This window comes from Curtobacterium sp. 9128 (genome assembly GCF_007673775.1).
GTDB lineage: Bacteria > Actinomycetota > Actinomycetes > Actinomycetales > Microbacteriaceae > Curtobacterium.
On sequence record NZ_VEAF01000005.1, the window covers coordinates 57,632 to 72,667 of the forward strand.

Genomic DNA, 15,036 nt, shown 5'->3' on the forward strand with positions numbered 1-15,036 from the left:
AAGGGGTGCAACCGTCACTGCCGGCGCCGAGTGGCAACTATGTGATGTGCCCGGACCCGCTGGCGCCAACCTGCCTGCGGTGCAGCGCAGCATAACCACCGGTCGGGTGCGGGCGCTGGAGATCGCTGATCTGCGGGAGGGCCGCTACTGGTGCGAGTGCGGCGAGATCCGGCCGGCATCTGATCAACCCTTCCGAGGGAGCGCTTCCGTCGCGTCGAAGTTGCAGCGAGCGTGCCGTCCATTCAGTATGAGCTTGCTCATGGGGCACAGGTTTTCGTCCGTTCGCGGTGCGGTCGCGGTAACGGTTCCGGACCATCGGGGCACTGACACCGTCACCGGGGTCCCTGGCCCTCCTTCCTCACAGTGTGACTGTCGCTCGTGTTTCCTAGACTGCGACCATGAGCGAAGAAACACGACAGGCTGTGGATGCTGCACAGCGCGAGTACGACGAAGCAGACCAGGCGGAACGATCCGTCGGGCGCGCGCTGATTGATGCCGTAGCAGAAGCCCTACCCGCACGAGTCGAAGCGCTCGCCCGCAAAGCCGTCGACAAGAACCCTGATCAGGTGCGCAAGCTTGGCAGCGAGGGTATGCAGAAGCTACGAGCCTCGTTGCGTTCGGCAGCCGAGGAAGTCGCCGGTCAGATGCGCGACCAATCTGGGACCCCGTGGCGGGGAAGCTATGCGCAGAGCTTCGGTACGAGCAACTACGCCGTCACCTCAGCTCTAGAAGGGCTGTTCGGATACCCCGAGAAGAGCAAGCTACAAGCGCCAATGCGAGACGCAGGGTTCAACACCCATCCGGAACCGTTCCCGTCTGAACAACTTGCGCGCACTGAGGACCACACTGACATGATTGCCGCTCTCACCCGCGCCACTATGGCCACTAACACCGCGGCCAAAAAGGTCGACACGGCCCGCAAGGCAAACGACGCGCAGGACGTGGCAGACGCCTGGGGCGACTAGTTCTAGCACAGCGATGAAGGCCCCGAAGCATTGAATCGGGGCCTTCCTCGCCTGATCCGCAGTATTGGTGTCAGCGCTAGTTCATACCGCCCCGCTCGTGTGATCACGTCGACGGGACCGATGCAATGCACCGGGACAAGCGCGATACTCCCTGTCTCCAGAGGTGATCGGCGCGCACCCATGGCGATTGCCGGTCTCCGGCGCGTTCACGCATCGTCTACTGGAAGCGTGTTGGGTTCCGATCGCCGGCGAGCAGGGCCCAGCCGTCGAGGGTGCTCCATTCGCCCTCGAACCAGTCGGCGTCGACCTGCCGCGCCTCATGTCGGACCCAACACGCGTGAGCAGTCGTGCGACCGATCCGTTGTGCGAATCTTGGAAGGCCACTACTCGATGGGCCTCCTCATGGTCGAAGACGAAGTCCAGTCGCGCGGTCAGCGCCTCCGAGGCGACGCGTTGACCCTGCGACACTCGCGCTAGGGTGACGCCGAGCTCGAAAGTACGCGGCTGCTCGTCGAGGCGATGCAGTGTGAGATCCCAGAGGAGCGTTCCCGAAGTGGTCTCGCGCACCGCGAGCTGCAGCAAATCTCCTGCCGACGCAAGCTTGCCCTCGCGCTGGCCGCCGACGAGACGCTCGGCGTCCGCCCGCGAGTAGTCGGTTCCCCACGACTGATATCGAGCCGCATCAGGGTCCTGTCGGTACGCGTGAAGGCGTAGACGTTGCGCCACGCCAGCGGCTCGAAGCTCAGACGAGCGGCCGCGAGAGCAATGCGGTAGTCCGACGTGGGCGTGTCTCGAGGCCAGTGGCCAGTGGGTGCCCGATAGCCGGTCGCCGACCGGACTCGCGATCGGACACTTCATGCAGCGGGAGACGCGGTACGAGAGTCGTCTCACATACCTAGTCCGCTGATCGTCGCGCTGACCGGGCGCTATCCGGACGGGCGGCCCGACACAGTGTGCGGTCGTTCCTGGCTCTCGCCAGGAAAGTGTTGACCTCGTCCACGCTGCCCTACCTACTCGACTCACAACACTCTGAACTGTGCTGATAGGAGGCGTGCACGTCGCTCGGCGGGCAGGGTGCCTGCTCGGTCCGATGCGCGCTGGTGTGCAACCCAGCGCGCGATGCTCGCCTCCTGAGGGTTGGACGCTCGTCGACGAGGAGGCCGCTGCTCTCGGTTCCAGAATGCTTGATGCTGCTCGAGCCAGGCATCCCAGCGATCGTTCTGCGGTTCCCAGCGAAAGTCCGGGAGGGCTTCGAGGCGTGCGCGTTGATACTCGACCATCGCCGCACGCGCCGAGGGGCGCCGCTGGTACGCGAGTTGATCGACAAGTTGCTGCTCAGGCGTTCGCGGCCGAGGTCGCAAGGCGCTCGCCAGGGGTAGTCGCCCGTGAGATCTGGTGAACTCGTCGAGCTCGTGGGCCATCGTGATCCAGCGGCGCACATGCGATTCGGCGCTGTCGCCCCGCTGGATGTCGGCAAGGTAGAAGTCCACGCTTCGCCGCTGATCCGTCGTGAGCTTGGCTGCGGGTAGAGCGGCAAATGCTCTCCATCGGGCGTGCAGCTGCTCGAGCGCGCTGTTGTATTCCGGCACGGGGTTCCTTCCCGGGGCCGGATGTCGGCCTCGGGACGCCTATGCGCGGACGAACTACGTTTCGTGTTGCCACCCCGCTGCGCGCTGAACCGAGGCCAGAAACAGGACGACTTGCGCTGTCTGGATCACTACCGTTCCGGAGGTCTCATCATGAAAGGCGCACGCTCGTGACCTCTGACTCCCCCGCACCCACGACCTACACACCGCTGCTCGCGTTGCCGTGGTGGGACACGATCGGACCGTTCCTCACCGCGTTGGTGGATGATGTAAGTGCGGAACTCGGCGTCGCCCCTCGGTCGCTGTACCCGTTCCTGACACCGTTCGTGCTCTGGTGTTGGCAGACGAAGGCGCTCGACCTGGACAGGCAGACGATGTTCCGCCGCAGCCGCATCGAGAGCTTCGTCATCAATGGCATGCCGGGACTGAGCCGGGGAACGAAGAACACGGTGCGCGGCAAGCTGCTTCGCGTTAGCGAAGTGCTTGTCACCGAGTTACCGACGACGCCGCTTCATGGCATCGGCAGGTCGACACCGACCCCGCCCTACAACGCCAAGCAGCGGGCAGAGCTGTACTCCTGGTCCAGGACCCGCGGGACCGACGCCGGCCGCCGCGATGCCGCGGTGCTTCTCGCGCTGGGGTTCGGCGCCGGACTTGCCACCCGCGAACTCCTCGCAGTGCGACGGCGAGACGTCGCGGACGATGGGAGCGCCGTTCGAGTGCGTGACGCGCGACGCAGAACAGTTCCGGTGAACGATCATTGGCAGGCGGTGCTCCGGCGGGCGCTGGATGAGCACGACCCCGACGACTGGGCGTTCAGGCCGGGACGTCACTCAGCAAGCTCTGGTCAGGTGGCGGACTTCGTGCGCCGCACCGCCACGGACCTCGACATCAGGCCAGCGAGGATGCGGTCGACCTGGTTGTGTCAGCGCCTCGAGCAGGACATTGCGGTCGATGCCCTCCTTGCGCAGTCCGGGCTGCAGACCTACGCCGCACTCGACCGGTACCGGAGCTTCTTGCACGTGTCCTAGCGGAGGTTGCCCGTGTCCTAGCGGAAGCGGGCCTCTGCTCCCGCCTCGCCTTGGTGGTCCGGCATAGCTCCATCGTGACCAGGACCACGAACCGCTTACAGCACGCCATCACCGGTAAGCCCCATCGACGCAAGACCCCGACCCCAGCCATCGCCGCCGAGATCGACACCGCCATCACCAACTTCCTGCCTGACAAGAACCGCGCCGCCTTCGCGGTCGTCGGACCCTTCGTTCGCGAGCTCGTGCGCTCAGCGGAACCCACCACCTTCGAGAACACCCGCCGTCTGCTGACCTTCGTGAGCCGCTTCGTCATCTGGGAGTGGATGCGCTCCGGCTGCGACTTGTCTCCGGAACGAGTACTCCGCGACAAGCTCATCAGCAAGTACGTCGCCACCGAACTCCGCCATCTCGCACCGTCCACCCGATTCGACGTCACACGCATCTTGGGCACCCTCACCACGAAGCTCACGGGTGAGCCGACGCACCGGCTCACGCTCCAGGCCGGCCCCCCGAAGGCCCCCTACAGCAGCGCCGAGCTCGCGGAACTCAACAGCTGGCGGACGGGTCTTCCAACCGAACTCAGCCGTCGCAATGCCGCCGTTCTCCTCTCCCTCGGCGCAGGCGCCGGTCTGAACCCGGCAGAGCTCATCGCCGTCGAACGTCAGGACATCACTCACACCGCGGAAGGCGACCGTTTCGTCTCCGTGCGCGGCGAACGGGCCCGAAGCGTCCCCGTCCGCCGCGAATGGGTTCCGGTACTCGACCTTGCTTGCGAGAGCCGCGATGGCTTGCTCTTCCACGGTTACGAGTTCGATGAGTACCCGCCCCGACCCATCACGTCGTTCGTCACGGCGCACCCGGCAAAGGTTCGTCTGACCCCGCAGCGCCTCCGTTCCGGATGGATCGTCAAGCTCATCGATGAAGGTGTGCCGGACAACCTCATCGCACGCCTCGCTGGCATTCACGTGCGCACCGTCGCCCGCTACTACCATCACGCCCGTCCAACCTCCATCGAGGCGAACCTCGCGGCGATCACCGGCGCCGGCCGCCAGGCGGTGACCCGATGAGCGAGTACGGCATCTCGAACGGTGCAGCAGCCGACTACGTCAAGAGGGACGGCCGCACAAAGCAGGAACCGGTCGAGCAGTGGGATCTCTACATCCTCACCCGCGAGCGCCTTGCTGCCGGCATCGCGCTTCGCGGCAAGGAGATCGCGGACCCACGTTCGGGCTTCCGACGTTTCGACTTCGAGACCACCTGGATCGCTCGAGCTCGAGTCCTCGCCTCTGGTGTCCTCGACGATTACGAGGCCTACGTCCGCGTCGACGGTTGGCACCCGGGACGCGGTGGCGCTCCGGCAATGATCACCCCGCTGGCTCTGCTCACCGGCATGATGCTCGCGACAATGGCGAATCAACCCCAACTCATGGTCGAGCTGGGTTCCCTGTTCTATGGCGGCCTCGACGACGACGCACGGGAGCTCCTCAACTTGCCGCATCCTTCGAGCAAGCCGTCCCTTATGAAGATCGAGAACTGGGAGCAGAACGTCGGCAACGCCTTCCGCCGCTTCTTGAAGACCTACGACCCCTACCCCACGATCAAGGAGCCGACGACACCCGACGAGATCGGGCGCACACCAACTGACCGGTACAAGGCGAAGAGCATCGAGATCAACAAGAAGATCTGGGACGAGCGTGACCTCGACCGCGAGCAGCTCGGCATGGAGCGCCTCGACCGCTTCACAACGCGCTTCCTTGAGATGACCTTCTACATGCAGCCCCGGCGAGTGCGTCGGGCGCCGAAGCGCAAGAACATCGACGTCGCATTCGATGGCACCCACGTCACCTCGCCCCTAAAGAAGGGCATGACCCACAACGAGACCAAGCTCAAAGCGCGCATCGAAAAGGAGCGCTCAGAAGCGGCAGCAGGAAAGCCGCGCCCGGGCCCCGTCGAACCGCACGCCGGCTGGTACGTCAAAGAGACCGAGAAGCGTCTCGACGCAGCACCAGGCAAAGCACCGCAGTACGTCAAGGAAACTGAGTACTTTTGGGGTTGGAATGCGACCCTGGCCCGACGCGTCTTCCTCGAAGAATGCGACCGAAAGTCTGCACCGCAGCTCATCATGGCCGCAACGCTGAGCATGCCGGGTATCGGGACCGCCGAAGCAGCGGCAGCCGTCCTCGCCTCGATCGTCGGTGCGGGCCACCTGCCCGGCATCGCGGATGCCGACAAGGAGTACTGGGCCAACGCACTTCCAGAGCGGCTCTACAAGCCAGCACGCAAGCTCGGCTGGGAAGCCAGCACCGAGTACCGCATCGACAACCTCGGCCCCGCCGGCGGACACGCCGGCCTCATCTTCGTCGAAGGTGGCATTTACTGCCCCGCGATGCCCAGCAGGTACAAGTCAGCCAGCAAGGACGTGCTGGAGGGCAAGATCGACGAGGCGACCTACAACGTCCGCAACGACGCCCGGGAAGACTACGCGGCCCGTCCGAAGGCTCGACCCGACGAGCAGGGCCGCGTTCCGATGATGTGCCCCGCGTCCGGCGACAGCCCCACCATCATCTGCCCACTCAAGCAGATCAGCCGACGCGTCTCCGAAGCGAAGAAGCGCACGCTTGACGAAGTCGACCCTGCCGAAGACGGGTTCCCGATCGGCGACGACCTCCCCGATATCTGCCGCCAGCACTCCGTGCTGTTCACGCAGGACGACATGCCCCCGGTCCAGCAGGCGCTGCGCTACAAGTCCAAGGAATGGCGCAACTTCCACGGCTACGCCCGCAACCTCTCTGAGGGCGGAAACTCCATGGCGAAGAGCACCAAGTACGGCAGCCTCCACGACGACTCCCGCCGCCAGGTCCGAGGGTTCGCGGCCGCCCAGATCTTCATGACGTTCTTGCTCGCTGCAATGAACATCCGCATGATCTGCGACTTCGTCCGCAAACTCGAGCGAGAAGAAGCACGCGAGAAGGCCGGCAAGGCGCCACGCAACGTTCCCGTTCAGAAGCGACGAGACCGAGAATTCGCGAACACATACACGGGGACCCTCCCCGGCGGCGCACCGGACCTCGAACTCAGACAGCAAAAAGCCGCAGAGAAGGCGGCTCGCACAGCGCAACGCGCAACACGCACCGTCAAGAAGCGGACGTAGGCAAGACCTCCCTCAGCGTTCCTGCAGACTGCCGCGAGGTACGCCCATCCGATCGGCGATGGCCACCGCTCGCTAACGTCGGACACACGGCTGATCACTGAGCTGCCTACGCTGGCCCCTTCCGCTGGAGCGGGTGCCGTCGTTACGGCTCACGAGACGCGTCGCACAGCGTGACGGCGTTGCCGCAGCCGATGCCATGTGGACGTGGCGATACTTGTCGCGCCTGGGACCGAGAGCGTGCGCCTCGCGCGTTGCGAAACAGCAACGACAAGTGCCGCGCATCCCAACACGAGCCCGACGACAACGAAGAAGCCCACCGAAATTCTCGGTGGGCTTCTTCGTTGTGCACAGTTCTTGAGACGATTACTAACTCGCCCCTTCGGTCGGGCTGACAGGATTTGAACCTGCGACCCCTTGACCCCCAGTCAAGTGCGCTACCAAGCTGCGCCACAGCCCGCGAGCTCCGGAGAACTCGGAGTCCCGGAGGACTCCGCCACCCGCACCCGACCGAGTGCGGAGCAGCCCGACCAGCATAGCGGACGCCGGACCCCCGCCGCGCCACCACCCGATCACGAGGCGTCCAGAAGCACCCTCGTAGGGTGGCCCGATGCGTCCCCGAACCACCCGTGCCCTCGTCGCGATCGTGGCCTCCGGACTCGTGCTCGGGGCCGCCGGGTGCACCGGCCCGGCGCAGCAGGACTCCCGACCGACGCTCACGAAGGCCGCCGGGGACACCGTGGTCGTCGCCGCGCAGCAGGACCCGGCCGAACGGTCGATCCGGGCGAGTCGTGCCCTCTTCGCCACCGCCCCCGGTGCCGTCGTCGCCCCGGCCGGGGACGCCGACGTGATCCGCGACGCGGCGAGCGCCGCCAGCCGGTCCCACGTCCCCCTGCTGCTGACGACCAGGACCACGGGCACCCGCACCGACAGCACCACGGATCCCGTGGCCCGCGAACTCGACCGTCTCGGCGCGACCTGGTACCAGGCGGAGGGCGACGTCCGGGTCGACACGGACGTCCGGCGGCGATCTGCACCGGAGGCGGAACGAGCGCCGGAGACGACCCGGGCCTCCCGGCCGGCGACCGTGGTGGTGGCGGACGCGACGGCAGATGCTGCTCCGGTGGCGACCGCGGAGGCGGCGGGCGCGCCCGTGGTGACCATGCCGGAGGGCGTGACCGACCCGGCGGCGGCTCCGGACGTCGTGACGGCCCTGCACGACCACCGGGACGCCTCGACGCTGCTCGTGGGGTCCGCGTTCGGTGCGCTACCGGATCCGCAGTGGACCGTCCGCGCCGCGGAGACCGGGTTCCAGCTGCCGCACGGCGGGCAGCGGCCGTTCGCGGGCCATCGGTACGTCGCGATGTACGGCGCCCCGGGCGCGCCGTCGCTCGGTGTGCTCGGTGAGCAGGACCCAGCGGCGTCGGTTGCCCGCGTCCGGCAGCTCGCGTCGTCCTACGACGGCGTGTCCGACGAGCCGGTGACGCCCGCGTTCGAGGTGATCGCGTCCGTCGCCGCCGGCTCCCCCGGCGCTGACGGCGACTACTCGAACGAGTTGCCGGTCGCGACGCTCGAACCCTACGTCGATGCCGCACACGACGCTGGCATGCCGGTCATCCTCGACCTGCAGCCGGGCCGGACGGACTTCCTGACCCAGGCCAAGCGGTACGAGTCGCTGCTGAAGCGCCCGGGCGTGTGGCTGGCGCTCGACCCGGAGTGGCGGCTCGCGGCGGACCAGGTGCCGCTCGAGCAGATCGGGAGCGTCGAGGCCGCGGAGGTGAACGCGGTGTCCTCGTGGCTCGCCGGGCTGGTGCGGTCCGAGGGGCTGCCGCCGAAGGCGCTCGTGCTGCACCAGTTCCGGCTGTCGATGATCCAGCACCGTGCGACGTTGGAGGCGCACCCGGAGCTCGACATGCTGATCCACGTGGACGGACAGGGGTCGCAGCCGGACAAGCAGGCGACGTGGAAGGCGCTGCACGTCGACGCGCCGGCCGGCGTGCACTGGGGCTGGAAGAACTTCTTCGACGAGGACACCCCGATGCTCACCCCGGAGCAGACGATGCGGGACGTCTCGCCGACGCCGTCGCTCGTCACCTACCAGTAGCGGGTCACGTCGCGTTCTCCACAGACTGGAGGCGCGACCCCCGTTCCGTCGGTCGGTGCTGACACCATGGGGACATGTCCACCCCCGTGCTCGGCTCTGACCCGTCCACCCCGGCCGTCGCTCCGGCTCCGCCGTCGGCGGCGATCGCCGCCGAGGCGCAGGAGGCGCTCGCTGCGCTCACGGGGCGTCCCGACGCCGTCTTCCACCCGGGTCAGCTCGAGGCGATCTCCGCGCTCGTGGAGCACCGGCAGCGTGCCCTCGTCGTGCAGCGCACCGGGTGGGGCAAGTCGGCGGTGTACTTCCTCGCGACGCTGCTCCTCCGTCGCCGGGGTGGGGGTCCGACGGTGCTCGTGTCGCCGCTGCTGGCGCTCATGCGCGACCAGGTGGCCGCTGCCGCGCGGGCCGGTGTCCGAGCGGTCTCGATCAACTCGGCGAACGCGCACGAGTGGACGGAGACGCAGGCGGCTCTCGCCCGCGACGAGGTCGACGTGCTCCTCGTCTCCCCCGAACGCCTGAACAACCCGAAGTTCCGCGACGAACAGCTCCCGGCGCTGATCGCACGCATGGGGATGCTCGTGGTCGACGAAGCGCACTGCATCTCCGACTGGGGGCACGACTTCCGGCCGGACTACCGACGCCTGGCCGAACTCATCCGCTCCCTGCCGCACGGCGTGCCCGTGCTCGCGACGACCGCCACGGCGAACGAGCGTGTGGTCGAGGACGTCGCCGAACAGCTCACCGCCGGCCCAGCTGACCCGGTGTTCACGATCCGCGGCTCCCTCGCCCGGGCGTCGCTGCGGCTCGGTGTGCTGACGCTGCCCGACGCCCGCGCGCGACTGGGTTGGCTCCTGGCGCACCTCGGTGACCTCCCGGGCAGCGGCATCATCTACACGCTGACGGTCTCGGCGGCCGAGGACATCGCACGGCTCCTCCGCGAGAGCGGGTACACGGTCCGGGCGTACACCGGGCGGACCGACACCGAGGAACGCGAGCAGCTGGAGCACCAGCTCAAGGGCAACGAGCTGAAGGCCCTCGTCGCCACCAGTGCCCTCGGCATGGGGTTCGACAAGCCCGACCTCGGCTTCGTCGTGCACGTCGGTGCCCCGTCGTCCCCGGTGGCCTACTACCAGCAGATCGGCCGCGCCGGACGTGCCACCGACAACGCCGACGTGCTGTTGCTCCCCGGGTACGAGGACCAGGAGATCTGGAAGTACTTCGCGAGCGCCTCGATGCCGACCGCGTCGCGTGCCGAAGCCGTGCTCGGTGCGCTGTCGACGGACTCCGCGATGTCCACCGTCGCACTCGAGGGGCTCGTGGACATCAAGCGATCCACGCTCGAGCTGTTGCTCAAGGTGCTCGACGTCGACGGTGCCGTCCGCCGCGTCGCCGGCGGCTGGGTCGCCACCGGGACGCCGTGGGAGTACGACGCCGCCCGCTACGAACGCGTCGCTGCCGCTCGCGCCGCCGAGGCCGCGGCGATGCTCGACTACGAGTCGACCTCCGCGTGCCGCATGCAGCTGTTGCAGCAGGACCTCGACGACCCGTCGGCCGAGCCGTGCGGACGGTGCGACAACTGCGCCGGCGTCTGGTACCCGGTCGACGTGCCGGAGGGAGCATCGTCCGGGGCGGCTTCGGCCCTCGACCAGGTCGGCGTCGAGATCCCGCCGCGGGCGCAGTGGCCCTCCGGGATGAGTGCGCTCGACGTACCCGTGAAGGGCAAACTGCCCGCCGGCGAGACCGTGGCCGCAGGCCGCGCCGTCGCCCGCTTGACCGACCTCGGGTGGGGTGGCCCGCTCCGGGCGCTCTTCGCGCCGGGCGTTGCCGATGCGCCGGTGTCCCGTGAGCTCCTCGACGGCTGCATCCGCGCGCTGCGCGACTGGCCGTGGGAGATCCGGCCCACCGGGGTCGTGGCGATGCCGTCGGCCTCCCGGCCGCAGCTCGTCGCCTCGGTCGCCCAGGCGCTGGCGTCGATCGGCAAGCTGCAGTTCCTCGGGACACTCGACCGGAACGGTGGCACCTCGCGCGGCGACGGTGCGACGAACAGCGCCTACCGGCTCGCCGGGGTGTGGGACAGCTTCGTGGTCGGGCCATCGCTCGGCGCCGCGCTGCAGGAGCACGAGGGGCCGGTGCTGCTCGTGGACGACCTCGTCGACAGCCGCTGGACGATGACCGTCGCCGGACGCGAACTCCGTCGGGCGGGGGCGTCAGCCGTGCTGCCGTTCGCGCTCGCCACGGTCGCCTGATCAGTTCACGGCCGCCCCGGCCAGTCGCCGAACTCTTCCTGCAGCATCGAGGACGACACCACGAAGCGCGACGTCACGGTGCCGATCCGATCCACTCCGGACATGCCTGCGTCGTCGGCGGCCTGCACGAGGTCGATCCCCTGGGCGTCCTCGTGGAGTCCTGCTCAGAAGCGCCCGATTACCCAGGTGCGAACCGATCATCATTAAGATCGTGGCCGTTTCGAGTTGTCGGGCAATCGGAAGCACGGGGAGGCGGAGGTGATGTTCACCATTGTGCCGTTATCCCAGACGGTCACGAGCAAGACCACCTCATCCTTGGTCCTGATCGAGTACCTGCGCCCGCCGGTCGAGACTCTGTCCTCACTGACAACATCACCGCGACTGGTCGCCGCTTCAGCAATCTGCTCCTGTGCGGTGTCGGCGTTGACGCCGTCGCTCAAAGTGGCGCGGATTCTCCCGCTCCACTGAAAACCGTCGCCGCAGCGCAGCACTGTTCCCTCGGACAGCTGTTCAACACCGCTAACGTCTTCTTCAGGGAGGAGATCGACCAGTTGCACTTCAGAACGCTGCGTCAGGTGTTTTGCATCGGCCAACTGCGTTGGCGAGACTTTCGGCTGTTGCTCACTCATCGCACATCCAGTCATCAAGCTCAAGACGGCCACCACGGCGAGCACGCTCTTGAAGTTCATCTCTCGCTCGCCCTATAGATGTAGTTACTCAGGTCGTCTAGCAAGGCACGTTCGCTTCGTCGACAGATGCCACCAAGTTGCGCGAGTCGACACCGGAGGCCAGCCTGAACGCCCAAGCCTAACTGCAGTCTCGTCAAGGTCTTTCCAACCGGTTGAAGCCTTATAGTAGTCGTCGTGGTCAAACCGCATGAAGCGACTATTCCGACCGCCTCAGACAACTCCATGCCACCCAACGCCTACCTGTCGAGCTGAACGTCGTTATCAAGGCTTGCCTCTCGCGCACCATGACGCCTGGAATCTAAGGGCTACAAATTCCCAGGTTCACCTGCAGTGCTCGTAAATACTTTCAGATGAACGGGGTCCGACAAACTCAGAATTCCCCACCTTTGTAGAAGTCTCGTGGAAGAGAAAAACACTCGGAGAACGATCCACCCTCGATAGCATGATCAGCACTGTCAAGCAAAATCGAGACTCCGGCAGCGTCAGTAACAGTCAAACGCTCGTTTCCATTGTAGGACTTGCCCCTCTCAACTTCCAGGCCGGCGGCTTCAGCCTTCTCTCCGAGCGCGGATAAAGCAGCCTTTGGCCGAGCGTTAGATTCTAACTCGATCGTCACACCGCCAGCCCACATGTCACCCGACGCGCAAGACTGCAGCGAGCCACTTTGCAGTTGCGAGACCCCGGTCACCTCCTCTTCCGGAACGAACGCCACAATACGCCGTTCAAATTCTTGCGTTCGCGCCTTCGCCGCTGCTACGCGCTGCTTGGGATCCTTTGGCTCGTCGGTGGATTTCATAGCACATCCTGTCAAAAGAGCAGCCGCAGTCACGACTGAGACAATTTTTAATGCTTTCACTTCACGCCGCTCTGGATGAATTGCTGCATGTCTCGCAAGGCCTGCCGATTATCAACACTATCATTTGCGATCAAGTTGTGGAGATCCATCCCATTCTGCAGCGAAGGCACAACTCCATTCAAGGGAAAATCTTGCATACTCGAAGGTGCCGGATAATAGTCTCCATGCGCGAAACCGATCTCACGTGGGTTCCGCCCTTCCCAAACATGACCTCCCCAGACGTGCTGCGCGTCCTGCAAGATGTCGTCGTACGAGAAATCCCTGTATTCCGTGCCTGGAGCTTTCGACCACGCACGTGGGGCGCCGGCTCCGGACAAGGACAAGACCTTGGCGTAGTGCGCACCGGCGGTTTCTGATGAAGTCACATTGGCGAGTCCCCAACTATGCCCCATTCCGACGCTCTGTGCTTGGCTCAAATCCGACTGAGCCTGCAAGCCGGCTTCGAATCGCGCAAGACGCTCTCCTGCCGCCAGCCCGAAACTCTCGTCGTTCGCTTCACCAATACTCTGCGGGAACGTACCATCTTTGTAGACGAACGCGACCGTGCCGTTCTTGTCGTGCTGGTGCAGGTACGTTGCGACCTTCTGGGTCTCACCGCTGAAGAAGCCGTCCATGGAGGCAAAAGTGCCTGGGACGTACGTGATGACGGTCGTCGTAGATGCAGAAGGGGTGCCCTCCATCTCGACGATCCGGTCCTTCGCCTGGTCGTACAGATACAGCTGTACCGAGGGATGCGCGCCGACCGCGAGTCGAAGGTAGTCACGTTCGTCTTCCAACGCGGCGATCTTTTCTTCGAAGCGCTGCGGAGAGCCGGTGTCAGAAGCCAGCTTTCGCTGGCGGGCGAGCTCGTCGTCGATGGCGGCGAGGCGCGCCTGCGCATTGATCTTGTTCGCAGCAACGCGTACCAGCGCAGGTATCCCGTTGAGCGCTCCGATGACCGCCGGGAGCCCCGTGACGAGCGCATCCTGCGCGCTCTGCGGAAGCGACCCCCACCACTGCGCCACGTCCGACGGTGCCGCCTCGTCGAGCGCACGCGCCAGCTCGGGATGCTGCTGCAACAAGATCTTGAGGTCGATGGCACTCATCCCCGCGACCAGCGCCATCAGCGCCGCAGGCGTGCTGCCAGCGATGGTCGAGCTGGTCACACCAGCGAGCTTGCCGAGGACCTGGTCTCCCTGGAGCGCCGCCACGCACGTCGAATCGATGGTCCGCCGGTCTGCCACGAGCTGGTCCCATTGCGCGTCGATCCCGCGCATCTTCGCCTCGGCTCCCTCGAGCGCGGTCCGGGCCGCTGCGGCCTTCCGCTTCGCAGCGCTCATGACGTCCGGGTCCGGCGACTCGGCGCGCAACAACGGCGGGAGTTCCGAATCGGAAGCGGCGACCTGCAGCCGCGTCAGCCCGAAGTCCATCTGAGCGCTGGAGCGCTGCTGCTCGAGGACGCGCTGACGGTCCTTGAGCTCAGACAGCTGCCCCGCGTACGTCTGCAACGCCGAGGCCTGCGCCTCGAGTCCGGTCGCGAGCAACTCCACGTCCGCCGCATCCGCCGACAGCTTCGCGGCGAACGCTGGCTGGCTCATCGCCTTCCACTCCTCGCCAGAGCTCGTAGCAGCCGCGTGCAGCGACTGCTGAGCATCCCGGATCTTGGCAGCACGTGCGCTCCGCAACTGCGCGAGGCCCTGGATCGCGGCGGGGCTCCCCTGCGCCGGGTCGTCCTTCGTCCACGTCATCACTTCGCCGCCGCACCGGCCAACGCCGAGTCCTGCTCGGCGTACGACTGCTTCGCCTGCGTCGGGAACTTCGCCGCTACGCGCACGTTGTCCGCCACCAGGTCGGAACGCTGCACCTGCTGCGCCGTCGCTGCCGAGAGCGCCGACGCGACCGCACTGGATCCCAGCTCTGCGTTGCCGGAGCCATGCCGGATGCGCGCACCGATCTGAACGTCGTCCGCTGCCGCGGAGACCTTGGCCGACGCCGCGTCCAACGCGGCGTAGACGACCTTGAGCTCACCGCTCACCTGTCACCCCCAGGATGAGTTCATCGCCCGTTCCCGTGGACGGCGCCGGAAGCGGGTCCGTCCACGGGCCACAGCGGAACGGTCAGCGCCCGAGCTTCGACGCCAGCTGCTGGTCGACGTCACCCAGCGTGGTCGCCGTGGTCCGCAGGAACTGCGCCAGGTCGTCCAACCCACCGATGGCGTTCTGCGCCCCCGTCGTGAACCGCTGGTACGCGTCGTTGTACGCACCCGACGAGCGGTCCGTCTGGAACCCCGCCCGCGTGAGCGAGGCGATCTGTGCCTGCAACTTCGACAGCGTCGCGTTGATCTCGTCACGACCAGCCAGCAGCCGATCCGCGTTGCTGTTGAGCTCCTGGTAGGACACGTTGATGTTCGGCATGGTGTTTCCCCTCGTTGTGGA

General features: G+C 66.3%; 13 protein-coding genes and 1 tRNA gene. 6 read left to right on the top strand and 8 right to left on the bottom strand.

The genetic code is table 11. From position 1 onward, the window contains the following. Positions 1-398 precede the first annotated feature (398 nt). Entirely contained in the window at positions 399-965 is a 567-nt protein-coding gene (locus FS641_RS11725) for a hypothetical protein (protein WP_144763988.1), read from the top strand. 81 nt (positions 966-1,046) lie between these two features. On the opposite strand, the gene FS641_RS18590 is transcribed toward FS641_RS11725, so the two are convergent. Together FS641_RS18590 and FS641_RS11735 are read right to left on the bottom strand one after the other, a co-directional pair. Next, the gene (locus tag FS641_RS18590) at positions 1,047-1,823 is read right to left on the bottom strand and encodes a GNAT family N-acetyltransferase (RefSeq protein ID WP_144763990.1); all 777 of its coding nucleotides are present in this window, start codon (positions 1,821-1,823) and stop codon (positions 1,047-1,049) included. Positions 1,824-1,984: 161 nt separating this feature from the next. Further along, positions 1,985-2,554 (bottom strand): helicase associated domain-containing protein, encoded by a 570-nt coding sequence (locus FS641_RS11735; protein ID WP_144763992.1) that lies wholly within the window; start codon positions 2,552-2,554, stop codon positions 1,985-1,987. 167 nt (positions 2,555-2,721) lie between these two features. Between FS641_RS11735 and FS641_RS11740 the strand changes: the two genes are divergently transcribed. The 3 genes from FS641_RS11740 (at position 2,722) to FS641_RS11750 (ending at position 6,733) form a co-directional block, all read left to right on the top strand. Continuing rightward, a complete protein-coding gene (locus FS641_RS11740; RefSeq protein ID WP_144763994.1) occupies positions 2,722-3,582 on the top strand; it encodes a hypothetical protein in 861 nt (286 codons plus the stop codon). Positions 3,583-3,656: 74 nt separating this feature from the next. After that, complete coding sequence (locus tag FS641_RS11745; protein WP_144763996.1) at positions 3,657-4,649, top strand: site-specific integrase; 993 nt, start codon at positions 3,657-3,659, stop codon at positions 4,647-4,649. Continuing rightward, a complete protein-coding gene (locus FS641_RS11750) occupies positions 4,646-6,733 on the top strand; it encodes a hypothetical protein (protein WP_144763998.1) in 2,088 nt (695 codons plus the stop codon). Before FS641_RS11745 ends, FS641_RS11750 begins: the two co-directional genes overlap by 4 nt. A 383-nt stretch (positions 6,734-7,116) precedes the next feature. Here the strand turns inward: FS641_RS11750 and FS641_RS11755 are convergent. Then, a tRNA-Pro gene (locus FS641_RS11755) sits at positions 7,117-7,190 on the bottom strand. 150 nt (positions 7,191-7,340) lie between these two features. Between FS641_RS11755 and FS641_RS11760 the strand changes: the two genes are divergently transcribed. Next, positions 7,341-8,834 carry a hypothetical protein gene (locus tag FS641_RS11760; RefSeq protein ID WP_144764000.1) on the top strand — a complete coding sequence of 498 codons (1,494 nt, stop codon included), beginning with the start codon at positions 7,341-7,343 and terminating at the stop codon, positions 8,832-8,834. A gap of 74 nt (positions 8,835-8,908) precedes the next feature. Then, positions 8,909-11,077, top strand: a complete 2,169-nt coding sequence (locus FS641_RS11765; RefSeq protein WP_144764002.1) for an ATP-dependent DNA helicase RecQ — start codon at positions 8,909-8,911, stop codon at positions 11,075-11,077. Positions 11,078-11,280: 203 nt separating this feature from the next. Here FS641_RS11765 and FS641_RS11770 read toward each other — a convergent pair whose 3' ends face one another. From FS641_RS11770 to FS641_RS11790, 5 genes are all read right to left on the bottom strand, one after another. Further along, positions 11,281-11,766 carry a hypothetical protein gene (locus FS641_RS11770; RefSeq protein ID WP_144764004.1) on the bottom strand — a complete coding sequence of 162 codons (486 nt, stop codon included), beginning with the start codon at positions 11,764-11,766 and terminating at the stop codon, positions 11,281-11,283. A gap of 370 nt (positions 11,767-12,136) precedes the next feature. Then, positions 12,137-12,562 carry a hypothetical protein gene (locus FS641_RS11775; protein WP_144764007.1) on the bottom strand — a complete coding sequence of 142 codons (426 nt, stop codon included), beginning with the start codon at positions 12,560-12,562 and terminating at the stop codon, positions 12,137-12,139. A gap of 56 nt (positions 12,563-12,618) precedes the next feature. Continuing rightward, positions 12,619-14,349, bottom strand: a complete 1,731-nt coding sequence (locus tag FS641_RS11780) for a hypothetical protein (RefSeq protein ID WP_144764009.1) — start codon at positions 14,347-14,349, stop codon at positions 12,619-12,621. After that, complete coding sequence (locus FS641_RS11785) at positions 14,349-14,636, bottom strand: hypothetical protein (protein WP_144764011.1); 288 nt, start codon at positions 14,634-14,636, stop codon at positions 14,349-14,351. The genes FS641_RS11780 and FS641_RS11785 overlap by 1 nt, the downstream gene beginning before the upstream one ends. An 82-nt stretch (positions 14,637-14,718) precedes the next feature. After that, entirely contained in the window at positions 14,719-15,015 is a 297-nt protein-coding gene (locus tag FS641_RS11790) for a WXG100 family type VII secretion target (RefSeq protein WP_144764013.1), read from the bottom strand. Positions 15,016-15,036: the final 21 nt, after the last annotated feature.